The organism is Methylobacterium gossipiicola (assembly GCF_900113485.1).
GTDB lineage: Bacteria > Pseudomonadota > Alphaproteobacteria > Rhizobiales > Beijerinckiaceae > Methylobacterium > Methylobacterium gossipiicola.
Map to the genome: position 1 here is coordinate 63465 of NZ_FOPM01000001.1, position 24255 is coordinate 87719.

Sequence of the window (24255 nt, forward strand, 5' to 3'; positions counted from 1 at the left end):
GGGCGCGTCGGGCGGCGCCCGGAGCCATGATCCTGAACTGATCGGCCGCCTTCGTCCAGGCATCCGGCGGAACCGGATCAGACGATGCGGCGATCGAGGCGCAGGATGCGGCAGGGGGCGCCGGCGGCTGCGGCCGGAGCGTGCGGCGCGCGGATCAACAGGGCCTCGGCCTGACCGAGGACGGAGAGCATGGAGGAATCCTGTCGGTTCTCCGGATGGACGATCGGCAGCCGGTCGGGCGCCGTGTCGAGGCGGGCGCGGAGATAATCCTGGCGGCCGTCATTGGCCGGCATGTCCTGGCCGAGGGTCGCGGGCTCGCTGCGATCCTCGCCGGCACGCGGGTCGCCGAGCAGCGCCCGGATCGCCGGCACCACGAACAGCAATCCGCACACGATGGAGGAAACCGGATTGCCGGGGAGGCCGATCACCGTCGTGGCCCCGAGGCGCCCGTGCATGAGGGGCTTGCCGGGGCGCAGGGCCACCCGCCAGAATCCGAGTTCGAGTCCTTGCCGGGTCAGGGCCGATTGCACGAGGTCGTGGTCGCCCACCGAGGCGCCGCCCAGGGTGACGAGGATGTCGGCGCGGGCCGCGACGGCGCGGGTCAGTGCCTCTTCCAGAGCCTCCAGGGTGTCGCCGACGATGCCGAGGTCCAGGGTCTCCGCCCCGGCTTCGCGGGCGAGCGCCGCCACCGCCAGGGCGTTGGAGGCGACGATCTGGTCCCAGCGCGCCGGCTCGCCCGGCGCCACGAGTTCGTCGCCCGTGGCCAGGATCGCCACGCGCGGGCGTCGCCGCACGGTGAGCCGGGCGTGGCCGGCGGCAGCCGCCAGGGCGGTGCGGCGCGCGTCCAGGGTCTCGCCCGGATGCAGGAGTGTGTCGCCCGCGCGAAAATCGAGGCCGCTCGGTCGGACGAAGCGACCGGCCGCGACGGATTCGCGGGCCACGACCCGCCCATCTTCGGCCTCAGCATTCTCCTGGATCAGGATCGCGTCGGAGCCGTCCGGCACCGGGGCGCCGGTGAAGATCCGCACGGCTTCGCCGGCTTCGAGCCTTCCCGTGAAGCCGTGGCCGGCGGCACTGGTGCCGACGATCCGCAGCGTCGCCGGGCAGGTGGCGATGTCCGCTGCGCGCACGGCGTAGCCGTCCATGGCGGAGGCGGGAAAGGGCGGTTGGGTGCGGGTCGCCCGCACGGCTTCGGCGAGGGTTCGCCCGGCGGCCTCCGCGATGGCGACGGTCTCGGGCGCGACGGGACCCGGGAAGCCCGCGAGGATTCTGGCCAGGGCCTCCGCGACGGGAATCGGCCCACTCAACCGGCATCCTCCGCGAGGTAGGCGCCCGAACGCCCGCCATCCTTGGCCAGTAACCGGATGCCCTCGATGCGCATACCCCGGTCGGCGGCCTTCACCATGTCGTAGATGGTGAGACACGCCACCGAGACGGCGGTCAGCGCCTCCATCTCGACGCCCGTCGGGCCGAGCACCTTCACCTCGGCGGTGACGACGAGGCCCGGCAGGGTGTCGTCCACCTCGCAATCGACCCGGACCTTGGAGATCAGCAGGGGATGGCAGAGGGGAATGAGTTCGTGGGTGCGCTTGGCCGCCATGATGCCGGCCAGCCGCGCCGTGCCGATGACGTCGCCCTTCTTGGCGTCGCCCTCGCGGATCAGCGCCAGGGTTTCGGGTAGCATCACCACGGTGCCGACGGCGCGAGCCGTGCGCGTGGTGGCGGCTTTGTCGGAGACGTCGACCATATTGGCGGCGCCCGCCGCGTCGAGGTGGGTCAGTTCCGCCATCGTGGTGTCCTCACGCGTCCCCGAACAGCAGGTGCCGGGTCGCCGCCGTAACGTCGTCCTGCCGCATCAGGCTCTCGCCGACCAGAACCGTGCGCAAGCCGTTCTGCCCCAAGCGCACCACGTCGGCGTGGCCCGAGATGCCGCTCTCGGCCACCGCGATGCGGTCTTCCGGCACGCCGTGGCCGAGGCGGATCGCCGTCTCGAACGAAACTTCGAAGGTCTTCAGGTTGCGGTTGTTGATGCCGACGAGCCGGGTGCCCAGGGGGATCGCACGGGTGAGTTCGTCCTCGTCGTGGACCTCGACGAGGACGTCCATCCCGAGGTCGTGCGCCGTTTCGACGAGGGCCTGCGCTTCGTCGTCGTCGAGGCAGGCCATGATGACGAGGATGCAGTCGGCGCCCCAGGCCCGAGCCTCGAACACCTGATAGGGCTCGAACAGGAAATCCTTGCGCAGGACCGGCAGCGAACAGGCGTCGCGGGCCTGGGTGAGGTAATCGGGTTTGCCCTGGAACGAGGGCGTGTCGGTGAGCACCGAGAGGCAGGTGGCGCCCCCCGCCTCGTAGGCCTTGGCGATGGCGACGGGATCGAAATCGGCGCGGATGAGGCCCTTCGACGGCGACGCCTTCTTCACTTCGGCGATGAGGGCCGGGCGACCTGCTCCGATATGAGCCGCGATGGCATCGGCGAAGCCGCGTGTCGGCTCCATCCCGGCGACGCGCTTCTCGAGCTTCGTCTGCGGCAGCCGCAGCTTCGCCTCGGCGATCTCGCGGCGCTTGTAGGCCTCGATGCGGGCGAGCACGTCGGCGCGGGAGGGGGCCGCCGTGTCGTCGGTCGCGGGATCGGACATGAAACGGCCTTCAGGCGTTCGAGACGGTGACGAGGGCAGAGAGCGTCGCGCGGGCCGCGCCGGAATCGAGGGCGTGCTGCGCCCGTTCGACGCCCTCGTGGAGCGTCGTGGCGGCGCCGGCCACCACCAGGGCGGCGCCGGCATTGATCACCCCGATGTCGCGGTAGGCGTTGCGAGCCCCTTCCAGCACGCCGTGCAGGGCCGCGGCGTTGTGGTCCGGATCGCCGCCGCGCAGGTCGTCGAGGCTGTGGAGCGTCAAACCCACCTCGCGGGGATCGAGGGTGGCGTGGGACAGGTGGCCGCCGTCCAGGGTCACGACGGCCGTGGGGCCCGTGACGGTGATCTCGTCGAGGCCGTCGGAGCCGTGGACCGTCCAGACGCGCTCGCTGCCGAGTTCGGCGAGCACCCGCGTCAAGGGCTCGGCCCAGGCCGGAGCGGACACGCCGAACAGCTGGTGCTTGACCCCGGCCGGGTTGGCGAGGGGCCCGAGGAGGTTGAAGATCGTACGGGTCGGCAACTCGGCGCGTACCGGAGCCACGTGCCGCATGGCGCCGTGGTGGGTCTGGGCGAACATGAAGCACAGGCCGGCTTGGGCGAGGCAGCGGGCGAGGCCGTCCGGGTCGAGGCCGATGCGGACACCCAAAGCCGCGAGGACGTCCGCAGCACCCGAGCGCGAGGTGGCGGCGCGATTGCCGTGCTTCGCCACCGGCACGCCGCAGGATGCCGCGATCAGCGCGGCGAGGGTCGAGACGTTGTAGCTGCCCGAGTGATCGCCACCGGTGCCGACGACGTCGATGGCGCCCGGCACGGCGGCCACGGGCAGCATCCGCGCCCGCATGGCCTCGACGGCGCCGATGATCTCGTCGGGTGTCTCGCCCCGCACCTTGAGGGCGACGAGGAAGGCTCCGGCCTGGACCGGCGTGACCTCGCCGGACAGGAGATCGTCGAAGGCGCGCCGCGCCTCGACGCGGTCGAGGCTGGTGCCGGCGGTGACTTTCGCGAGGAGCGGCTTGAACGAATTCACGGGACCGGATCCGGGGCCGTTTGGAACGAGACCAATCGGTTCTGATGGTTCGTTCAATGCACGCCGGCCCGGCCCTTGTCACGCGCCGCGTTCCAGGCCGCCGCGATGTCCAGGAAATTCCGCAGCATCTGCGACCCATGATGCGACAGGATGCTTTCCGGATGGAACTGCACGCCGTGTACGGGCAGGGTCGTGTGTTGCAACCCCATGATGAGCCCGTCGGCTTCCGCCGTCACCGCAAGGGTTTCCGGGCAATTCGAACGCTCGACCACCAGCGAATGATAACGCGTCGCGTCGAACGGGCCGTTGAGCCCGCGAAAGATGCCCGACGCCCGGTGTTCGATGCTGGAGACCTTGCCGTGCATGGGGGAGGGCGCCCGCACCACGTCGCCGCCGAACGCCTGCCCGATGGCCTGGAGCCCGAGGCAGACGCCGAAGATCGGAATCTCGGCCGAAAGGTCGCGCACCACGTCGAGGCAGATGCCGGCCTCGTTGGGCGAACACGGCCCCGGCGACAGCACCACGGCGTCGGGCGCCCGCTCGCGGATGTCGGCCACCGTGAGGGCGTCGTTGCGTACCACGTCGATGGTGCCGCACAGGGGGCCGATCAGGTGGACGAGGTTCCACGTGAACGAGTCGTAATTGTCGATGACGAGGACGTTGGACATCGGTCGCTCACTGGTCATGGACGGTGGTTTGGCCGTCCGGGCCGGCTCGGTCAATCGCGCCGCCTACTGCCCCCGCCGCGCCCGGCTCGCATACATCACGGCGTCCTCCGCCGCGCGGAACAGGGCTTTCGCCTTGTTGACGCATTCCTGCTGCTCGGAGGCCGGATCGGAATCGTAGACGATGCCGGCGCCGGCCTGCACGTGCATGCGCCCGTCCTTCACGATGGCGGTGCGCAGGACGATGCAGGTGTCCATCTCGCCGCGCGCTCCGAAATAGCCGATGCAGCCGCCATAGGGGCCACGCTTCTCGCGCTCCAACTCGTCGATGATCTCCATGGCGCGTACCTTCGGAGCGCCCGAGACCGTGCCGGCGGGAAAGCCCGCCGCCAGGGCGTCGAGGGTGTCGTGGCGCGGGTCGAGCTCGCCCTCGACGTTGGAAACGATGTGCATCACCTGGCTGTAATACTCGAGGAAGAACGACCCCGTGACGGTGACGGAGCCGATCTTCGCGACCCGACCGACATCGTTGCGGCCGAGGTCGAGCAGCATGAGATGCTCGGAGCGTTCCTTCGGATCGGCCAAGAGTTCGGTGGCCAAAGCCTTGTCCTCGGCCGGGGTGGCGCCGCGCCGCCGCGTGCCGGCGATGGGCCGGATGGTGACGCGCTGATCGCGCACCCGCACCAGGATTTCGGGCGACGAGCACACCACCTGGAACGCCTCGAAATCGAGGTAGCACAGGAACGGGGCCGGGTTGGTGCGGCGCAGGGAGCGATAGAGCGCCATGGCCGGCAGGGTGAAGGGCGCCTCGAAGCGCTGGGACAGCACCACCTGGAACACGTCCCCGGCGACGATGTACTCCTTTGCCCGCGCCACCATGCCGAGATACGCCTCGGCCGTGGTGTTCGAGACGGGCTCGGGGTGGGCGAGGGTGCGCGGGTCGAGGCGGGCCTCGACGGGCAGGGGGCCTTCAAGGGCGTCGGCCACCCGCTCCAGACGGGCGAGCACGGTCTCGTAGGCGGCGCGGGCGGAGATTCCGGGTTCGGGCCGCACGGGGCCGACCACGGTGATGACGTCCCGCACGGAATCGAACACCACCATCACGCGCGGACGCACCAGGATCGCGTCCGGCACCCCGAGGGGGTCGGGGTTCGGGGCGCCGAGGTTCTCCATGGCCCGCACCATGTCGTAGCCGAGATAGCCGAACAGGCCCGCCGCCATGGGCGGCAAGGTCTCGGCGTCGCCATCGGCCCCGATGGCGCTCTCGGCGATGACGGCGCGTAGACCGGCGAGCGGCGCCAGATCCTGCGCCACGAAGTCCGACAGGCCGGGATCGCGGGCGATCTCGGGGCGCCCGTCGCGGCAGCGCCAGGCCAGATCGGGATCGAGGCCGATCATCGAGTAGCGCCCGCGCACGGCGCCGCCCTCAACGGATTCGAGCAGGAAGGCCGGCCCGGAATGGCGGGCCCGCAGCTTCAGGAACGCGGCGACGGGCGTCTCCAGGTCCGCCACCAGGGTGAGGTTGAGGAGGGTCGGGCGGCCCGCCTCGTAAGCCTCCGTGAAGGCCGCATCGTCCGGGGCGTGGGTCATCGGTCGATCAATACTCGCCGCCGATGGCCCGGCGGAAGGCCGTCTGGTTGACGGTGATCCCCACGGACTTCTGCACCTCGCCGATATACTCGCCGAGGACGTCGTCTGCCAAAGCCGCCTCGAAGCGTTTGGCGATGGCGGCATCGGCCGGGGAACCCGAGACGTAGGCCGGCATGGTGGCGGCCGTGACCTTGAACACGGCACGGCGCTCGCCGGCTTCCGCGGAGGCCGACTTGTCCACGGGGGTGGCGAAAATGCGGTTCACCACGTCGGCGGTGAGATCGCCCTTGGGCTGGTTGCGGGCGATGTCGGACACGGTCTCAACGGTGAGGCCGGCCGACTGCGCCACGGCCTCGAGGGTCTCGCCCTTATCGAGGCGGTCGGTCAGTTCCTTGGCCTTCGCGGCCAGAAGCCGTTCCGTCTCGGCGGTCTTCCAGCGGGCCGCGACTTCGTCGCGGACGCTGTCGAACGGCTTGTCGTGGGCGCGGTCGATATTCGTCACGTCGTACCAGACGTAACCGCCGGACTTCGTGCGCAGGGCCTCGTTGTCGCCGCCGACCTCGGCCCGGAACAGGGCCGCCAGGGTGGTGTCCCGGTCGGGAATGCCCTCGACGAGCTTGCCTTCGGCGTCGATGCCTTGCGCGCTCATGCTCGCGGACGAGACGAGGGGAAGGTTTCGCTCCTTGGCGATGTCGGCGAGGGGCTTGGTGTTGGCGCGGGCGTCCTCGATGGCGTCGTGGGCGGCCTCGATGCCGTCCGTGGCCCGCTCGAGGGCGATGGTCTTGGCGATGTCGGCCTGGACGTCGGCCAGGGGCTTCAGGGTCTCGGGCTCGATGGCGGTGACGCGCAGGAGCACGGTGCCGAAGCGGCCCTTCACGGGCTGGCTGACCGTGTCCTTCGGCAGGGCGAAGGCGGCATCGGCCACGGGTTTGTCGAACAGTTCGGCCTTGGTGAGGGTGCCGAGGGTGAGGTTCTTCGCGTCCGCGCCGTTCTGGGCCGCCACGGCTTCGAAGGGCGCTTCGTTGGCCTCGATCGTCTTGCGGGCCGCCTCGGCCGAGGCTTCGTCGGGAAACACGATCTGCTGGATCGTGCGGCGCTCCGGCGTGCCGTACTTCGCCTTGTCGGCCTCGTAGCGCTTGGCGATGTCCTCCTGGCTCACGGCATCGGGCTTGGCCATGGCTTGAGGATCGAGGACCAGGAGGTTCACCGCCCGGGTCTCAGCGGCGCGGAACGCGTATTTGTTCTCGTCGTAATAGGCCTTCAGGGCCTCGTCCGTGGGCGCCGGGATCGCGCCGACGACGGAGGGGGGCAGCATCACGGCGGCAACGGCGCGCCGCTCCGTCGTGTAGCGGTGGACCGCCTCGCGCAGAGCCTCCGGCACGTGGAGATCGGACGCCACGGCCTCGGCGAGCTGGAGGCGGGCGGCGACGGCGCGCTGCTCGCGCACGAAGGTGGTCTCGTTGATGCCGGCGCGCTGCAGGGTCTGGAAGAACAGGGCCGGATCGAACTGGCCGTTGGCGCCCTGGAAGCTCTTCTCCTCGCGGATGGCGCGCAGGACGGCGGCGTCCGGGATGCTGAGGCCGAGGGTCGCGGTCTGTTGATCGAGGGATGCTTCGCTCACGAGCTGGGCCAGAACTTGGCGGTCGATCCCCAAGGCCCGCGCCTGGTCCGGCGTCAGGCTGCGACGGGTCTGGCTCTGATAACGCTGGAGCTGATTCTGGTAGGCGCTGCGCACGGCTTCCGCCGAGATCGAGGTCTTGCCCACCGTGGCGACGCTGGACGTCGAACCCGCGCGGAAAAACTCCTCGACGCCGAAGATCGCGACGCCCGCGATCAGGAACACGAACACGACGGAGAGGATGATCTTGCCGAGCCAGTGCTGGCTCGCCTTGCGCATATTCGTCAGCATCGGGTTCCGGTTCTTCGTCTCGGCGGATGGGAGCGGCCGGGCCGCGATCATCCTGAAGGCCGTCCGCGATAGACCATCCGGGCGCCGCCGCAAAGGCCGGCCCCGGCACGCTCGGGTTTGGCGCTGCCCGGCCAATCTGGTAGGGGCGGCGTGAAGCTTGACCCAGATGAGATGCGGAGCGGAGATTCATGACCAAGGCGGGGCGACGGCCTCTGGTTGCGGGCAACTGGAAGATGAACGGTCTGCGCAGTTCGGTCTCCGTGGTGGAGGCGGTGCGCAACGGCCTCACCCCGGCCATCCACGACGCCGTCGACGTGCTGATCTGCCCGCCCTCCACCCTCATCTCGTCCTGCGTGGCGGCGACCTACGGGTCGCCCATCGCCATCGGCGGCCAAAACCTGCACGCCAAGCCGAGCGGCGCTTTCACGGGTAGCATCTCGGCCGAGATGCTGGCCGACCTCGGCGCCTCCTACGTTATCGTCGGCCATTCCGAGCGCCGCGCCTACCACTACGAGACCGATGACGGCGTCCACGCCAAGGCGCTCGGGGCGCGCCGCGCCGGCCTCTGCGGCATCATCTGCGTCGGCGAGACGCGGGACGAGCGCGAGGAGGGGCGCACCCTCGACATCGTGCGGGCCCAACTCGCCATCGGTGTCCCGAAGGGCGCGACGGCCGCCGACACGGTGATCGCCTACGAGCCGGTCTGGGCCATCGGCACCGGCCTCACCCCGACGCCGACGGATGTCGCCGAGGTCCACGCCTCGTTGCGCGAGATGCTCGGCCGGCTCATCGGCCCGGAGGCCGAGAAGGTCCGCATCCTGTATGGCGGCTCGGTCAAGCCGAGCAACGCCCGCGAACTGATGGCCGTCGAGAACGTCGATGGCGCCCTCGTGGGTGGCGCCAGCCTCGTGGCGGACGACTTCCTGGGGATCGTCAACGCTTACGCCCCTTGAGGCGGCTGCCGGTTGGCGTTCGCGGGCATTCTCGTGTAACAGCCGACCAAATATGTGGCCGGCGCGGATGCGGCGCCGTGCCCGGCCCCTCCCGCGCGTGCCCGAATTGGTGACGCCCCTGGATAAACGATGCAGACCGTCCTGATCTCGATCCACCTCATCGTCGTCCTCGGCCTCATCGCCGTGGTCCTGCTGCAGCGGTCCGAAGGGGGCCTCGGTCTCGGCGGTGGCGGCGGCGGCGGTGTCTCCGGTTTCATGACCGGACGCGGCCAGGCCAATGCCCTGACCCGGGCGACGGCGATCCTGGCGGCCCTGTTCTTCGCCACCAGCATGACCCTCGGCGTCATGGCGCACCGCTCCGCCGCCCCGCGCTCGATCCTCGACGGCGCCGGCAATGCCCAGCCCGCCGCGCAGCCGAACGCCGGCAACCTCCTCGACACCCTGCGGCAGAACCAGGGCGGCGCCCAGGCCCCCGCCGCGCCGGCAGCACCCGCGGCACCGGCCGCCCCCGAGGCGCCGCAGTCGCGCTGATCCCGCTCGGGGCGGTCTCCCGCCCCGCAATCATCGCGGACTCGAGTCGCCCGTATCCGCCGGACGGCCGTCCCTCGGCTGCCCGGACGGACGTTCCAGATCGACGCCCCCGTTCCGCCGAGACTTCGCGCATGATCCGCTTGCGCGGGGGATAAGCGTTTTGCGGTTTGGCGAATCGCCCACCCTTGTTTATGGACCGAGGCCCATGACGCGGTACGTTTTCATCACCGGCGGCGTGGTCTCCTCGCTCGGCAAGGGTCTCGCATCGGCCGCCCTCGCGGCCCTGCTCCAGGCGCGCGGCCACACGGTCCGCCTGCGCAAGCTCGACCCATACCTCAACGTCGATCCGGGCACGATGAGCCCGACGCAGCACGGCGAGGTGTTCGTCACCGACGACGGCGCCGAGACGGACCTCGATCTCGGCCATTACGAGCGCTTCACCGGTCTGCCGGCGACGCGGGCCGACAACATCACCACCGGCCGGATCTACCTCGACATCATCACCAAGGAGCGGCGCGGCGACTATCTCGGCGCCACCATCCAGGTGATCCCGCACGTCACCAACGCCATCAAGGCGTTCGTGCTCGAGGGGAACGAGGCGTTCGATTTCGTACTCGTCGAGATCGGCGGCACGGTGGGTGACATCGAGGGTCTGCCGTTCTTCGAGGCGATCCGCCAGCTCGGCCAGGAATTGCCACGCGGCGCCACGGCCTTCGTGCACCTCACCCTGCTGCCCTATATCCCGTCGGCCGGCGAGCTGAAGACGAAGCCGACGCAGCACTCGGTGAAGGAGCTGCGCTCCATCGGCATCCAGCCCGACATGCTGCTGTGCCGCTGCGACCGGCCGATTCCCGTCGACGAGCGCCGCAAGCTCGCCCTGTTCTGCAACGTCCGTGAGACGGCCGTCATCGAGGCACGCGACGTCGCCTCCATCTACGACGTGCCGCTCTCTTACCGCGAGGCCGGTCTCGACCGCGAGGTTCTGGCGCATTTCGGCCTGGAGCCGAAGGGCGAGCCGGATCTCACGCGTTGGCAGTCGATCTCCGAGCGGGTCCGCAATCCCGAGGGCGAAGTCTCCATCGCCATCGTGGGCAAGTACACCGGCCTCAAGGACGCCTATAAGTCCCTCACCGAGGCCCTGACGCACGGCGGCATCGCCCACCGGGTCAAGGTCAACCTCGAATGGATCGAGGCCGAGGTGTTCGAGCGCGAGGACCCCGCGCCGTTCCTGGAGGGCATCAACGGCATCCTGGTGCCTGGCGGCTTTGGCCAGCGCGGCGCCGAGGGCAAGATCCGGGCGGCCCGCTACGCCCGCGAGCGCAAGATCCCGTATTTCGGCATCTGCTTCGGCATGCAGATGGCGGTGATCGAAGCGGCGCGTTCCCTGGCGGGCGTGCCGGCGGCCAATTCCACGGAATTTGGCGAGACGGCGGAGCCCGTGGTCGGCCTCCTCACCGAGTGGCTGCGCGGCAACGAGCTGGAGCAGCGGGCGGCCGCCGGCGACCTCGGCGGCACCATGCGGCTCGGCGCTTACGACGCGACGCTCCGCCCCGACACCAAGATCGCCGAAATCTACGGCACCACCACCATCTCCGAGCGCCACCGCCACCGCTACGAGGTCAACATGGCCTATCGCGAGTGCCTGGAAGCGAAGGGCCTGCGCTTCTCCGGCCTGTCGCCGGACGGATTGCTGCCCGAGACCGTGGAGCATGTCGGCCACCCGTGGTTCATCGGCGTGCAGTTCCACCCGGAGCTGAAGTCCCGCCCGTTCGAGCCGCATCCCCTGTTCGAGAGCTTCGTCGGCGCCGCCATCGTGCAGAGCCGGCTGGTCTGAGAGACGCGATGGTCTCGATCTCGGGGCTACCGGCCTTCCTCGCCTACATGGCGACGGCTTCGGGACTCATCGCGCTCTATCTCGGGGTCTACCTTTCGGCGACGGCCCATCGCGAGATCGCCCTCATCCGGGCGGGCAACGGCGCGGCCGCCCTGGCCCTCGGTGGCAGCCTCGTCGGCTACACGCTCCCCCTCGCGGTGGCGATCTACAACGCCCAGACGCTCCTCGATTGCATCATCTGGGGTCTCGTGGCCCTTCTGGTCCAGATTGCGATCTACTTCGCGGTGCGCCTGATCCTGCCCGACCTGTCGCGGCGAATCGACGAGGACCAAGCCTCGGCCGCCATTCTGCTCGCGGCCTTCTCCCTGGCGGGTGGCCTCGTCGATGCGGCGTCGATGACCTACTGACGGACACTGCGATTCGCGGCGGGACGGATTTCGCCGCCCGGTTCTTCTCCGGGGTTGCGTCAATGCTTAGCTTTCGCGGACGCGACAACCGGTCGCTTCGTTGGAGGGCCGTGCGCGGCGCGCCGGATCGAGGATGACCGTCTCCCCCGAAACCACGACGCCCCCCACGAAGCGTTCGCACTCCGTGACCCTGGTGCTGATGGCCGGTGCCGGTGCGACCGCCCTCGGTTTGGCGCAGATCGATCGATCCCAGCGCGAGGAGGACGTCCTGGTCTATCCCAACCCGGACGCCTGCAGTGCGGCCGGTATCCGCACGGAGGCCGATTGCCGGCGGGACTATGCCCTGGCCCGGGCCGCCTATCCCGAAGGCGCGCCGCGCTACGCCACGGAAGCGCAGTGCGAAGCCCACCACGGTCGCTTTCATTGCCTTCCGGGCCGCCTCGTCGCACCGAATGCCACGGGGAAATTCGTGCCCATGATGGCGGCGTTCCTCGTCGGTCGTCGACCCGAACAGGATCTCCCGCCGCAGCCGGTCTACGACCACCGCCCGGGCGAAGCGTCCGGGGGAACCGCCCATGGTGGCGGCGGCTACTGCACCGGCTGGGGCGGCCGCGTCGTCACCGGGAGCGGCGGCACCGCGTCGAGCGGGCGTGTCGCTTCGGCCGCCGTCCGGCAGGCGGGGTTCGGCGGCTTCGGGGCCACCGGGCGCGGGTTTTCATCGGCCCATGCGGGCGGAACGAGCCGTGGGGGTGGCGGCTGATGCGCCGCGTTTTCCTCGGCGCCCGGCCCGATTGGCGCGACACGGCCCGCGCCAACGGCTTCAGCTTCAGCGGCGCCGATGGGGCGGAATACTGGTCCGAAGGGCATGCCTACGCCTTCACCCTGGAGCAGATCGAACGCGATATCGAAGCGGTCAGCGCCGAGCTTCACGCCCTCTGCCTTGCCTTCGTATCGGACGCCGTGGAGGATGAGCGCATCCTCGCGTCCCTGGCTCTGCCCGAGCACGCCTGGGACACGATCCGGACGAGTTGGCGGCGCGGCGATCCCTCCCTCTATGGACGCCTCGACTTCGCCTATGATGGACGCGGCCCGGCCAAGCTCCTTGAATACAACGCCGATACGCCGACCGCCCTCTACGAGACCGGGGTGTTTCAATGGCTGTGGCTGGAGGAATGCCTGGTCTCGGGCCGACTTCCATCCGGAGCTGATCAGTTCAACACCGTCCGTGAAGCGCTGATCGCCCGGTTTCGCAGCATCGCGCCCGGCGGCGACATCGCGTTCACAGCCTATGCGGATGTGCCGGAGGACCGGGGCACGGTCGCGTATCTCGAGGATTGCGCCCGTCAGGCGGGTCTTGCGACGCGGTTCCTCGACCTCGGCGATCTTGGGCTCGGGCCGGATGGCGGCCTCGTCGACCGCGTGCTGAGTCCCATCCTGCTCCTGTTCAAGCTCTACCCGTACGAATGGGCGTTCGCGGATCGGTTCGGCCCGGCTCTGCGGGACACCCCGTCGCGGCTTCTCGAACCGCCCTGGAAGGCGGTTCTCTCCAACAAGGGCTTGCTCGCCCACCTCCATGCCCGCGAGCCCGGCCACCCCAACCTGTTGCCGGCGTTCTTCGAGGCCGATCCGGAGAAAGCCCGCCTCGGACGGTCCTTCGCCCGCAAGCCCTTGTATGCGCGCGAGGGGGGCAACGTCCTCCTCGTCCGGGACGGGCAGGTTCTCTCCCGTGCCGGCGGTCCCTACGGCGCCGAGGGGTTCGTTCGCCAGGGGTTGGCGGAGTTGCCCGACCTCGACGGGTGGCGCCCCGTCATCGGGTCGTGGATCGTCGGCGATGCCCCGGCGGGCCTCTGCGTGCGGGAGGGGCGGGAGGCCGTGACCACCGACGCGGCCCTGTTCGTCCCGCATTTCATCGAGCCCGTGTGACATTGCGGCGCCGCTTTCGAACCGGGATGTCGGACCTATCTGGATCGGGCGTGGTATCAGACACCGACCGTCGGCGTTCGACGCGGCAGAGAGGGTGTCCCGTTTGACCGAGATCCTGTTCTACCATCTGCAGCACCAGCCCCTCGAACGCGTGCTGCCGAGCCTCGTCGAGCGGTCCCTCGAGCGGCGATGGCGGGCGGCGATCCAGCCGGTGACGGAGGAGCGCCTTCAGGCCCTCGACGATGGATTGTGGACCTATTCCGACGACAGTTTCCTGCCCCACGGTACCGACCGGGAGCCCGACCACGCGACCCAGCCCGTCGTGCTGACCCTCAAGGACACCAATCCCAACGGCGCCGCCATCCGCTTCCTCGTCGAGGGCGCGCCGCTGCCGGCGGATGCCGGCGGTTACGAACGCCTCTGCGTGCTGTTCGACGGCACCGATCAGGAGGCGTTGCTGCGCGCCCGCGAGCAGTGGCGCGAGGCCAAGGCCGCCGGCCATGCCATCGCGTACTGGCAGCAGGACGAGGACGGCCGCTGGCAGAAGAAGGCCTGATGCGGCCCCCGAGAGGACATCCCATGAAACGCCTCGCCCTCGGCCTCGCGGCCCTGCTCATCGCCACGACGCCGCCCCTCGCGCAATCCGCGTCCCACGGCGAGCGCCCGGCCGGCGAGGCGCGCCGCCCCCCGGAGGCGCGGGCGCCGGAGGGACGCAAGCTCCCGGCCGACGCAGTGACCGAGCACAGCGTCACCCTGCCGGACGGGCGGACCCTGGCGTTCACCGCGCGGGCGGGCAGCCTCCCCCTTGTCGACGAATCCGGCAAGCTCCAGGCCGAGATCGCCTTCATCGCATATACGATGCCGAACCGCGAAGGCGCCCCGCGGCCCGTCACCTTCGCCCTGAACGGCGGCCCGGGCGCGGCCTCGGCCTACCTCAACATCGGGGCCATCGGGCCGTGGCGCCTGCCGGTGGAGGGGGCGAGCATCAGCCCTTCCGCCCCCATCGGACTGGTACCCAACGACGGCACCTGGCTCGATTTCACCGATCTCGTGTTCATCGATCCCGTGGGCACGGGCTACAGCCGGGCGGCGGACGGTGACGCCAAGAAATACTGGAGCATCGACGCCGACGCCTCGGTCCTGGCCTCCGCCATCGCCCGCTGGCTGCGCACCAACGAGCGCATGGCGTCCCCGAAATTCTTCGTCGGCGAGAGTTATGGCGGCTTCCGGGGGCCGCTCATCGCGGGCAAACTCCAGGAGGAGATCGGGGTCGGCCTCTCGGGCCTCGTCCTCCTGTCGCCGGTCCTCGATTTCGGCTGGCTGCAGACGCCGCGCACGACGCCCTGGGGGCATGTGCTGAAACTGCCCTCCTTCGCCGCCGCCGCCATCGAGCGCGCGGGCGGCACCCCGACGCGGGCAGCCTTGGCCGACGCGGAAGCCTACGCCACCGGCCCGTATCTGGCCGATCTCCTCAAAGGCCCGTCCGACACGGCCGCCGTCGCGCGCCTCGCCGACCGGGTCGGAGCGCTCGCAGGTCTCGATCCGGACTTCGTGCGGCGTCAGGCCGGGCGGCTCTCGGCGAGCGGCGTCCAGCGCGAGATCGGCCGCGACACCGGACGGGTCGCGAGCGCCTACGACACGGGTGTCACCGGCTGGGACCCGGACCCCACCGCCCTGTCGTCGGGCTTCGAGGACCCGTTGCTCACGGGGCTTCAGGCGCCACTCACGAGCGCGATGATCGCCCTCTACACCGAGCGCCTGAACTGGAAGGTGCCGGATCTCCGCTACGAACTCCTCAACGGGGCGGTCAATCGCGGCTGGACCTGGGGCGGCGGGCGCATGGCCCCCGAAGCCCTCGGTGCCCTGCGTGGGGCGCTCGCCCTCGACGGAAACCTGCGGGTGCTCGTGGCCCATGGCTTCACCGATCTGGTCACGCCCTACTTCGCCTCGAAGCTTCTCATCGACCAGATGCCGGCCTTCGGCGGAGGACGTTTGAGCCTCGCCGTGTATCCGGGTGGGCATATGTTCTACTCCCGCCCCGATTCGCGCGCGGCGTTTCACGCCGATGCGGCGGACCTGTTCGCACGGGCCCTCGCCGCGCGGGGCAAGCCGCCGGAAGACCAGACCACTCGCAAGGACCTGCCGTGATCGTAACGTCCCTCGCTCGGTTGCCGGTTCTGGCCCTGGCCGCCTGGGGATTGTCCGCCTGTGCCGGCTCGGAGACCCTCGTGCCCGAGCCTGCGGCCGTCGTCGCGCCGGCCCCGAAGCCGAAGCCCGTCGCGACCTTCACCGGCCCGGTGCTCAACGGCGATGGGGCCTGCTCCGGTCCTGTGCCGACGGTCGCCGCCGCCATCGAGCCCGGCATCGGTGAATGCGACCTCGTGCGCCTGAAGGGCAAACCGCCCACGGACGTGCTCGTGGGCGAAGGCCGCGCGGGCCGTGAGGTGCAGGTGCTCTACACCGAGCCCGGCGCCAAGGAGTTGTACTTCTTCGTCAACAACCGCCTCGACCGGATCGTGAAGTAGCCGCGCCTCCACCAGACGCCGTTCGTCGTCCTCGCATGGGTGGGGTTCGGCTTGCCTCGAACACCGCGCCGGATCAGTAGCTCGGCACCAGCCGTTCACCCGGCATCGGCGCCTCGAAGTGGAAGCGCAGGCCCGCCGGATCGTAGTCGATGGCGACGACGGCGTTGCATTGCTGGGCGAGGACGCGCTGCAGAAGGGTCGATCCGAAGCCCTTCCGCTCCGGGACGGAAACCCGTGGCCCCCCCGTCTCCACCCAGTCGAGGACGAGGGTGCGGCCGGCTTCCCCTTGTGTGACCGACCACGTCACGGTGATCCGGCCATTGGCTTGCGACAGGGCGCCGTGCTTCGTCGCGTTGGTAGTGAGTTCATGGAACGCCATGCCGGCCGGCACCGCGAGATCGGCGGCGAGTTCGACGGACGGACCGTCGAGGACGATGCGGCGGCTGCCCGCGACGCCGTAGGGGCCGAGTTCGTTCTGCAGCAATTCGTGCAGCGGCGCCGTCTGCCAGTAATCCTCCGTCAGGAGGGTGTGGGTCTTGCCGAGGGAAACGATGCGGTCGGAGAACGACTGATAGAACGTCTCGACGTTCTTCGTGCTGCGCGCCGTGGCGCCGAGCAGACCCTGCACCGTCGCCAGGGTGTTCTTCACCCGGTGATGCAGTTCGCGGATGAGGAGTGCCTGCCGCTCGTGGGTCTTCTGCCGTTCGGCGAGGTGGGCTTCCACTTCCCATTGCCGGCGACGCGCCCGCAGGGCCGCGCGCACGGCACTGGCGAGGATCGACGGGTGGAACGGTCGTTCGAGGACCGTGACGTTGCCGAGGAGTTCCGTGAGCCGCTCGTCGGGCGTTGCCCCGCGAAGGGTGAGGAGCACGAACGGAAAGTCCGACCAGGCCGGCTGGCCCTCGACCCATTCGGCGATGCCGCGACGGTCCGATTTCAGGAGCGCTTCCTCTGTGATGACCGCGCAGGCGGCCTTGTCGAGGCCGGCCACGAGATCCGCGAGGCTGGTCTCCACGCGCGACGCGACGCCGACCTCGCGCAGGATCGCCTCGGCGACCTTGCCGTCCCGTCCGACGGGGGCGAGGACGAGGACGACGGCCTCACGATCCGGCATGGGTTTCACCGGTGAGAGATGCACCGGCCTCGGGCTTCTCCGTCAGGAGATCGCTACGGTCCCCCGCGAAGGTCGGAACCCCGGTGAGGACGCCGCGAAACCCCGTCAGTGCCGCGCCGACGCGCAGACCGCCCCGGTCGATCCGGTATTCCCGGATCGTGTCCTCGTGCGGTCCCGTGCGCTTCTTGAGCACCGAGAGCGCCCGGCGCACCCGGCCGGAGGTCTCGAAGAACCGCAGCATCACCACCGTGTCGCTGACATAGGTGACGTCGACGGGGGTATCCATCCGGGCCACCATGCCGTGCTGGGCGAGGATCAGGATGGTCACCACGCCATGCTGGTTCAGGTAGGTCACCAGTTCGTGGGTCTGGAGCAAAAGGGCGGGCTGGCCCGTCATCGCGCTCATGTAGCCCGTGAGGCTGTCGACGACGACGATTCGGCAGCCCTCATTTTCGACGGCATCGCGGATGCGCGCGCCGAAATCCCCCTGCGAGACGTCGGCCGGATCGATCTGCGTGATCTTGAGGCGGCCATCCGCGACGTGCCCCTCGAGCGCCATGCCGACGCCGGCCGCCCGGCGCATGAAGATGCCCACCGTCTCGTCGAAGGACAGGACGAGGGCGCGCTCGCCCCGTTCGAGCCCAGCCACGAGGTAGCTGAGGGCGAGGGTCGATTTGCCGACGCCCGATGGCCCCATCAGCAGGGTGGTGGTGCCTCGGTCGAGGCCGCCCCCAAGGAGCCGGTCGAGTTCCGGCACCTTGCCGGGCACGGTCTCGGGGGTGAACACCGTATGCTGCCCGGCGGCCACGAGGCGCGGAAACGCCCGCATCCCGCCCTTCTCGATGGTGAAATCGTGGTAGCCGCCGAGGTATCGCGTCCCGCGCATCTTGATGACGTTCAGGCGCCGTCGCCCGGCACCGTAATCCGGCGTCACCTGCTCGAGCCGGATCACCGAGTGGCTCAAGGAATGCAGATTGAGGTTGTCGTCCCGCGCGCTGAGATCGTCGAGCATCAGCACGGTGGCGTCGTTGAGGAGAAAATAGCTCTTCAACGCCAGCACCTGGCGCCGGTAGCGGAGGGACCCTTGCGACAGCAGGCGGATGTCCGACAGGCTGTCGAACACCACCCGCGTCGGGCTCACGCGCTCGATTTCAACGAGCGCCATCCGCACGGTCTCGCCGAGTTCGAGATCGGACGAGTGCACGAGGCTCTGCTGCAGCTCCGCGTCGCGGCTGAGCTCGGGCGGCACGAGTTCGTAGATGTCGATGCCGTCGAGGGACCAGCCGTGGCGCTCGGCCACGGAGAGAAGCTCGCGACGGCTCTCCGAGAGGGTGATGTAGAGGGTCCGTTCGCCGAGGCGCGCGCCGGCCATGAGGAATTGCAGGCCGAGGGTGGTCTTGCCGCTGCCCGGTCTCCCCTCGATGAGGTGGGCCCGCTGGGCGGCATAGCCTCCGTTGAGGATGTGATCGAGGCCCGGCACGCCGGAGGCAATGGGCTCGGCGTCGGTGATGGTGGCGGTCATGCGGGAATTCTGTCCATGGGCCCTTCACGCATCATAGGGACGAACCGGGTCGGCCGTCTCGACCCTTAACGCGCGAGGCCAGCATCGGGCCACCGCCCTCGGGGCCGTTGAACGGGTGGGAGCGGGCGCGGTTCCGCCCAGGCCGTCGCCGCCCACAGCTTTTCGCCCTCGCGTGGCCGAGGCGCTTCGTCGGTGCACTCTTTGCTTGCGGCGGGTTCGCCCTTTGCCTCTGGGCGGTCCGCCCTTTGCAGAAGCGTGCGAGCGCCGTATCACGGCCACCTCGACCGCGTGGGGCGGTCCGTCCGGGTCGGCCACGCCCGCGAAGCCCTTTCGAGCCGACGGAGCCCGGATCCACCGATGCGCGAACCGAACGCGATCGATTTTTGGCGCGGGCTCGCCCTCGTCACGATCTTCATCAATCACATTCCGGGCAACACCTTCGAGCGCTACACCTACTCGCAATACGGCATCTCGGATGCCGCCGAGCTGTTCGTGTTCCTCGCCGGATGGTCCATCGGCATCGCCACGCGGGGCCGGGACGGACGGCCGGAGCCGCGCCTGAAGACCGTGCTGCGGCTGCTGTCGCGGACCATCGAGGTCTACCGGGCGCAGCTCACCATCATGACCCTGGCCCTGGCGATCATCGCCGGCACCGCCCTCGTCCTCGACAATCCCCTGCTCCTCGAATGGCACAATGCCGGGGGATTCTTCGCCGATCCGATCCAGACCGTCGTGGGCTTCGTGCTGCTGACCCACCAACTCGGCTTCTTCAACATCCTGCCGCTCTACGTGGTGCTCATCGGCATCGCGCCCGTCTTCGTCCTCCTCGCCCGCGTGAGCCGCGTCGCGGCCCTGGCCCTCTCCTTCGGCCTCTACGCCACGAGCCTCGTCTTTGAGTGGAACTTGCCGTCCTGGCCGGGGGAGGGGGACTGGTTCTTCGATCCCCTGTGCTGGCAACTCCTCCTCGTCCTGGGCTTCGTCGGCGAGGATCTCAACCGCCGCTCGCCCTGGCTGCGGTCGTGGGCGCAGCGCCTCGTGCCCCTCGGCATCGCCATCGTCGCCACGGGCGTGATCCTGGCGGTCTACGACATCCGGCCCGATCCGGTGCTCGCCCCCGAGCCGCGCCTGTTCTTCACCTTCGACAAGACCTACCTGACACCGGCCCGGCTCATCCACTTCGTCGGCGTGCTCCTGGCGTTCCAGACCCTCTACGGCGTGCTGGCGCCGCGCCTCGGCCCCGTGACGGGGTACCTCGCGAGCCTCGGTCGTAATTCCCTCGCCGTCTTCTCCATCGGATCGCTCCTCAGCCTCGCCGGCCAACTCATCCGCTTCCGGGCGGGTGGCGGTGTCCTCGTTGACGTTTCCGTCGTAGGATCGGGCCTGATCGCACTGGGTTTCACCGCATGGTTCGTCGAATGGCGCTCCCGCAAGCCGCGGCCTTCCTCGCCGCAAGCCTGACGCTCGCCGCGTCCGGCGCGTTGGCCCTGGCCGAGCCCCTGGTGGCATCGTCCGCGCCGTCGGGCCTGTCCGGCCCCCCTACGGTGGTATCGCCGCCCAAGACCGTGTCGAGCGGCTCCGAGGCCCTCGACGTCAGCCTGTCGCCCGAATGTCGGGTGCCGGGCTCACAGCTCTATTCCCTGGCCCGGCTCGGAGCGGTCAAGCTCGCCCTGAAGGAGAAGCGGGCGGTTCGAGTGCTCACGATCGGCGGCTCCTCCGCCGGCCTCGGGGCCGCGACCACCTATCCGGTCAAGCTCGAAACCGCCCTGGAGCGCTCCCTGCCCGACGTCGACGTGGTGGTGGAGAGCCGGGGCATGCAGGGCGAGATCGCCTCGGGGGCCGCCGAGCGCCTGCGCAACATGGTTGCCGAGGTCGAGCCCGATCTCGTGATCTGGCAGGTGGGGACCCACGACGCCCTCGCGCGGGTGGATGTCGAGGTGTTCGCCACGGCGCTGGCCGAGACGGTGCAGTGGATCAAGAGCCACGAGATCGACGTCGTCCTGGTCAATCCCGTCTACACCGCCAGTCTCGCGGCCGACGAGTATTACAATAGCCTCGTGCGCACGGTGCAGGACGTGGCGTCGCGCGAGGGCGTGCCCCTGGTGCAGCGCTACGAGGCCATGCGCTACCTCTCGGGGTTGGGCCAGAAGGGGGAGGGGCATCTCCTCGGTTCGCAGTTCCGCCTCAACGAACTCGGCATGCGCTGCATGGCCGAGCACGTCACCCGTGCCATCACCCTGTCGCTGCTTCAGACCGATCCCGGGGCACCCGCCCCCGCGATGGCGCCGCCCCGCGATGCGGCGGTGAAGGCGGCTTCGCCGCCGCCATCCATCTTCGTGCGGCCGGGGGACTGACCGGCGGCAGCGGGCCGTTCGCGGCCACTTAACCGGGTCTCAAGGCCGCCGCGCTAGACCCGACGCCATCGGTCGGGACCCTGCGGATGAGAATGGCAACGGATCGCATCGGCGCCATCCCCGAACGGGCGTTGGCGCGCCTTCTGGCCATACGCACCGGACCCGCGCGCGCCGCCCTCGACGTCTTCGCCATCCGCATCGCCGCGGCGGTCTTCGCCTATGGTGCTCAGGTGCTCATGGCCCGGCTCATGGGCGGTGCCGAGTACGGGATCTTCGCCGCCGTCTGGGTCTGGATCGGGATTCTGGGGCATTCCGCGACCCTCGGCCTGTCCCAGGGGGCCTGCCGCTTCCTTCCGGCGGATGCGGCTTTGGGGCGGGACGACGCCGTGCGGGGATTTCTCGTTGGCGGTGCCGCCGTCACCATCGTGGGCGCCGGGGCGGTCGCGGGCCTCGGACTCCTGGTACTATCTGCCGAGGGCTCTCTCCTCGCGGGTCCCTACGGTGCTCCCATCTTCCTCGCCGCCGCCATCCTGCCCCTGTTCGCCCTCCAGGACTTTTGCGAGGGCGTCGCCCGCAGCCAGAACTGGGCGGTTCTCGCCATCGCGCCGCCCTACCTTCTGCGCCAGGGCCTGATCATGGCCGCCATGCTGGCGGCGGTGGGGTTCGGTGCCCCGACCGAGGCATGGGTCGCCGTCGCCTGTACCCTCCTCGCCACGGCGCTCGCCGCGACGCTGCAGGCGGGATGGCTGATCGCGCGCCTGCGTCTTGCCGGCCCGCGCGCCTATCACTGGCGAACGTGGCTGCGGGCCTGCCTGCCCATCGCCCTGACGGACCTCGCCGGCGCCGGGTTCAACGTCGTCGACGTGGTGATCCTCGGCTTCCTCGTGCCGCCGGCCACGGTGGGGCTGTATTTCGCCGCCACTCGCATCCAGCAATTCGTCGCCTTCGTGCATTTCGCCGCCTCCGCCGCCACGGCGCAGCGCTTCACCGCGCTTCAGGCCGCCGGGGACCGTGACGGCCTTGCCGCCCTGGTGCGGATGCAGGCGGCGCTGACCCTGGCGGCGACCCTCGCCATCGGCGCCGGTCTCCTCCTCGCCGCGCCCCTGCTGCTGGGTCTGTTCGGGCCGGACTTTCGCGACAGCCTGCCGATCCTCGCCGTCCTGATCGCCGGAAGCGTCGCCGCGAGCCTGTTCGGTCCGGGCGAGGATCTCCTGACGATGCTCGGCGGCGAGGGAATCTGCGCGGCCATCACCGTCGCCATGCTGGGTCTCGCCGCCGGACTCTGCTGGATGCTCGTTCCACCGTACGGCGTCATCGGCGCCGCCCTCGCCATGGCGGTGGCCGCCACGGCCCGGGGCCTCGCCATGGCGGTGGCTGCCTGGATGATCCACGGGCTCGTGACGCCCGTCTCCCTCGGCCACCTCCGGAAAGCCCCGCGATGAGCGTCCCGCGCCGCAGCCCCGCCGCATCCCGCGCCCCGGCCTTCGCCATCCTTACCCTCGCCGATCTCGAACGGGACGGCGCCGCCTGGGACGTCCTCGCCGACCGGGCCGTCGACCTGCATCCGCACTACACCCGCCATACCCTGTCGGCCCATCGCCGGGCGGGTCTTGCCGCCGCCGACCTGCGGATCGTCGTCGTGCGCTCCGGGGCGCGCCTCGACGCGGTCATGCCGTTTCGCCTGACCTACGACCTCTGCGGCCTCGGCCGCCCCGTCGCCCGTCCGTTTGCGTCGCCCTTCGTCACCGCGGCCCTGCCCCTCGTCGCCGATGGGCCGGACCTGCCCGCCACCCTCGCGGCCCTGGCGGCGGGCCTGCGCGCAGCCTCCGAGGGGCGACCGTGGCGTTGGCCACTCCTGGCGACGGACACCCGGTTGGGCCAGGCCCTCCGCGCCGCCCTGAAGGACGAGGGATGGGCACTCGGCAAGGTCGCCGCCTTCGCGCGCCCGATCCTCGACCGGCGCGCGAGCCATGACGCGTTCGTCGCCGGCCATCCCAACCGCGCCCGCCTGAAGGACCTGCGCCGCCGCCAGCGCCGTTTGTCGGAGGCCGGCTCCGTCACCCTGGAAGCCGCCACCGGGGGCGAGCCCCTGCGGGCCGCCGTCGACGCCTTTCTCGCCCTGGAGAAAGCCGGGTGGAAGGGTGCGGCGGGCAGCGCCATGGCCTGTCGCGGCCCGCATGCCGCCTTCGCGCGGGCGCTGTTCGCCGAGGGGGGCGGGCCGGTGGGGGCGCGCGCCGACGTCTTGATGCGGAATGGGCGCCCCCTCGCCATCAGCCTCGCCCTCGTGGCGGGCGGGACCGCCTGCCTTCTCAAGACCGCGTATGACGAGGCCGAGCGAGCCGGGGCGCCGGGCCTCGTCCTCGAGGCCGAGATCGTGCGCGCCCTGCACGAGACCGCCTTCGCCGACCGGCTCGATTCGGCGACCCTGGCCGGCTCGGCCCTGGAAAGCCTTTATCCCGAGCGGGAAACCATCGCCGAGGTCGTGGCGGTGCCGGCGGGCGGCATCGTCTCCCTGGATCGGCGTATCCGTCTCGCGCGCTTCGAGCACGCCGCCCGGGCCGAGGCCAAACTGTGTTTGGCGGGACGTGGTGTGGTTCAGAGGTTGATGGGCCGGCGCTGATGCCCCACATCGGGGCCTGCGACTGGCCCAGATCGGTTCGCCAGATAGGAAGCGCCGAATGTTCCGCTCGACCCTTGCCCTTACCGGAGCCTTGTTCCTCGCCATGACCACAGCGTCGTCCGCCGCCGAGACCGTGTCCCTGCCCTCCGGGCTCCAGTACCGCGACGAAGTCGTGGGCACCGGCCCCGAGCCGAAGGCCGGCCAGAAGGTCAGCGTGCATTACACCGGCTGGCTCGACGACAACGGCAAGCCGGGCAAGAAATTCGATTCCTCGAAGGATCGCGGCACCCCGTTCACCTTCACCCTCGGGGCCGGTCAGGTCATCGCCGGCTGGGATGCGGGCGTCGCCACCATGAAGACCGGCGGCAAGCGCACCCTCATCATCCCGCCCGACATGGGCTACGGCCCCCGTGGCGCCGGTGGCGTGATCCCGCCCAACGCCACCCTGATCTTCGACGTCGAGCTGCTCGGCGCCAAGTAACGCCATCCCGGGCGGACGGGCTTTGCGTCCGCCCATCCGTCGACAGTGAAAAGGCCGGATCGGGATGTCCCGATCCGGCCTTTTTTGTGAGTTGCGTCCGACGTCGCGCATTCGAGGCCGGAGAGCGTCGATCCCAAGATGTCGAACGGGATCGGCGTTTCGTCTCTTCC

23 protein-coding genes are annotated in these 24255 nt (G+C 70.0%); 14 read left to right on the forward strand and 9 right to left on the reverse strand.

What is annotated here, in order from left to right; all coding sequences use genetic code 11:
- Nucleotides 1–77 precede the first annotated feature (77 nt).
- The 7 genes from BM249_RS00290 to BM249_RS00320 form a co-directional block, all read right to left on the reverse strand.
- Nucleotides 78–1307 (reverse strand): molybdopterin molybdotransferase MoeA, encoded by a 1230-nt coding sequence (locus tag BM249_RS00290; RefSeq protein WP_091967610.1) that lies wholly within the window; start codon nt 1305–1307, stop codon nt 78–80.
- Entirely contained in the window at nt 1304–1789 is a 486-nt protein-coding gene (gene moaC / locus BM249_RS00295) for a cyclic pyranopterin monophosphate synthase MoaC (protein ID WP_091967613.1), read from the reverse strand. The genes BM249_RS00290 and moaC overlap by 4 nt, the downstream gene beginning before the upstream one ends.
- 10 nt (nt 1790–1799) lie before the next feature.
- Nucleotides 1800–2636, reverse strand: a complete 837-nt coding sequence (gene trpC, locus BM249_RS00300) for an indole-3-glycerol phosphate synthase TrpC (RefSeq protein WP_091967616.1) — start codon at nt 2634–2636, stop codon at nt 1800–1802.
- 10 nt (nt 2637–2646) lie between these two features.
- Nucleotides 2647–3660 carry an anthranilate phosphoribosyltransferase gene (trpD, locus tag BM249_RS00305; RefSeq protein WP_091967619.1) on the reverse strand — a complete coding sequence of 338 codons (1014 nt, stop codon included), beginning with the start codon at nt 3658–3660 and terminating at the stop codon, nt 2647–2649.
- Between the two features lie 53 nt (nt 3661–3713).
- Nucleotides 3714–4328 (reverse strand): anthranilate synthase component II, encoded by a 615-nt coding sequence (locus tag BM249_RS00310; RefSeq protein ID WP_091967622.1) that lies wholly within the window; start codon nt 4326–4328, stop codon nt 3714–3716.
- Between the two features lie 63 nt (nt 4329–4391).
- Nucleotides 4392–5915 (reverse strand): anthranilate synthase component I, encoded by a 1524-nt coding sequence (trpE, locus tag BM249_RS00315; protein ID WP_091967624.1) that lies wholly within the window; start codon nt 5913–5915, stop codon nt 4392–4394.
- A gap of 7 nt (nt 5916–5922) precedes the next feature.
- Nucleotides 5923–7824, reverse strand: coding sequence for a SurA N-terminal domain-containing protein (locus BM249_RS00320; RefSeq protein ID WP_091968279.1), 1902 nt, complete (start codon nt 7822–7824; stop codon nt 5923–5925).
- Between the two features lie 188 nt (nt 7825–8012).
- Here BM249_RS00320 and tpiA point away from each other — a divergent pair, with 188 nt between their 5' ends.
- From tpiA to BM249_RS00365, 9 genes are all read left to right on the forward strand, one after another.
- Nucleotides 8013–8777, forward strand: a complete 765-nt coding sequence (gene tpiA / locus BM249_RS00325; protein ID WP_091967627.1) for a triose-phosphate isomerase — start codon at nt 8013–8015, stop codon at nt 8775–8777.
- Between the two features lie 129 nt (nt 8778–8906).
- Nucleotides 8907–9308: a preprotein translocase subunit SecG gene (gene secG, locus BM249_RS00330; protein WP_091967630.1), complete on the forward strand. Its 402-nt coding sequence runs from the start codon at nt 8907–8909 to the stop codon at nt 9306–9308.
- A 205-nt stretch (nt 9309–9513) separates the two neighbouring features.
- Nucleotides 9514–11142 carry a CTP synthase gene (locus BM249_RS00335; protein ID WP_091967632.1) on the forward strand — a complete coding sequence of 543 codons (1629 nt, stop codon included), beginning with the start codon at nt 9514–9516 and terminating at the stop codon, nt 11140–11142.
- Between the two features lie 8 nt (nt 11143–11150).
- Nucleotides 11151–11549, forward strand: coding sequence for a DUF350 domain-containing protein (locus tag BM249_RS00340; protein WP_091967636.1), 399 nt, complete (start codon nt 11151–11153; stop codon nt 11547–11549).
- A 133-nt stretch (nt 11550–11682) separates the two neighbouring features.
- A complete protein-coding gene (locus BM249_RS00345; RefSeq protein ID WP_091967639.1) occupies nt 11683–12309 on the forward strand; it encodes a DUF1190 domain-containing protein in 627 nt (208 codons plus the stop codon).
- Entirely contained in the window at nt 12309–13472 is a 1164-nt protein-coding gene (locus BM249_RS00350) for a glutathionylspermidine synthase family protein (protein ID WP_091967642.1), read from the forward strand. The genes BM249_RS00345 and BM249_RS00350 overlap by 1 nt, the downstream gene beginning before the upstream one ends.
- Nucleotides 13473–13575: 103 nt before the next feature.
- Nucleotides 13576–14028: a DNA polymerase III subunit chi gene (locus BM249_RS00355; RefSeq protein WP_091967645.1), complete on the forward strand. Its 453-nt coding sequence runs from the start codon at nt 13576–13578 to the stop codon at nt 14026–14028.
- A gap of 23 nt (nt 14029–14051) precedes the next feature.
- Nucleotides 14052–15620: a S10 family peptidase gene (locus BM249_RS00360; protein WP_244528509.1), complete on the forward strand. Its 1569-nt coding sequence runs from the start codon at nt 14052–14054 to the stop codon at nt 15618–15620.
- Nucleotides 15620–15997 (forward strand): hypothetical protein, encoded by a 378-nt coding sequence (locus BM249_RS00365; protein WP_425284772.1) that lies wholly within the window; start codon nt 15620–15622, stop codon nt 15995–15997. Before BM249_RS00360 ends, BM249_RS00365 begins: the two co-directional genes overlap by 1 nt.
- Before the next feature lie 73 nt (nt 15998–16070).
- Here BM249_RS00365 and BM249_RS00370 read toward each other — a convergent pair whose 3' ends face one another.
- Both BM249_RS00370 and BM249_RS00375 read right to left on the reverse strand, forming a co-directional pair.
- Nucleotides 16071–17111: a sensor histidine kinase gene (locus BM249_RS00370; protein ID WP_091967654.1), complete on the reverse strand. Its 1041-nt coding sequence runs from the start codon at nt 17109–17111 to the stop codon at nt 16071–16073.
- The gene (locus tag BM249_RS00375; protein WP_091967657.1) at nt 17098–18633 is read right to left on the reverse strand and encodes an ATPase domain-containing protein; all 1536 of its coding nucleotides are present in this window, start codon (nt 18631–18633) and stop codon (nt 17098–17100) included. The genes BM249_RS00370 and BM249_RS00375 overlap by 14 nt, the downstream gene beginning before the upstream one ends.
- A gap of 357 nt (nt 18634–18990) precedes the next feature.
- Here BM249_RS00375 and BM249_RS00380 point away from each other — a divergent pair, with 357 nt between their 5' ends.
- The 5 genes from BM249_RS00380 to BM249_RS00400 all read left to right on the forward strand — a co-directional run bounded on the left by BM249_RS00380 (nt 18991) and on the right by BM249_RS00400 (nt 24085).
- A complete protein-coding gene (locus BM249_RS00380; RefSeq protein WP_091967659.1) occupies nt 18991–20091 on the forward strand; it encodes an OpgC family protein in 1101 nt (366 codons plus the stop codon).
- Entirely contained in the window at nt 20049–20984 is a 936-nt protein-coding gene (locus BM249_RS00385; RefSeq protein WP_091967661.1) for an SGNH/GDSL hydrolase family protein, read from the forward strand. Before BM249_RS00380 ends, BM249_RS00385 begins: the two co-directional genes overlap by 43 nt.
- 92 nt (nt 20985–21076) lie before the next feature.
- Nucleotides 21077–22426: a lipopolysaccharide biosynthesis protein gene (locus BM249_RS00390; RefSeq protein WP_091967663.1), complete on the forward strand. Its 1350-nt coding sequence runs from the start codon at nt 21077–21079 to the stop codon at nt 22424–22426.
- Nucleotides 22423–23604: a GNAT family N-acetyltransferase gene (locus BM249_RS00395; protein ID WP_091967665.1), complete on the forward strand. Its 1182-nt coding sequence runs from the start codon at nt 22423–22425 to the stop codon at nt 23602–23604. The genes BM249_RS00390 and BM249_RS00395 overlap by 4 nt, the downstream gene beginning before the upstream one ends.
- A gap of 58 nt (nt 23605–23662) precedes the next feature.
- Entirely contained in the window at nt 23663–24085 is a 423-nt protein-coding gene (locus tag BM249_RS00400; RefSeq protein WP_091967667.1) for an FKBP-type peptidyl-prolyl cis-trans isomerase, read from the forward strand.
- Nucleotides 24086–24255 lie beyond the last annotated feature (170 nt).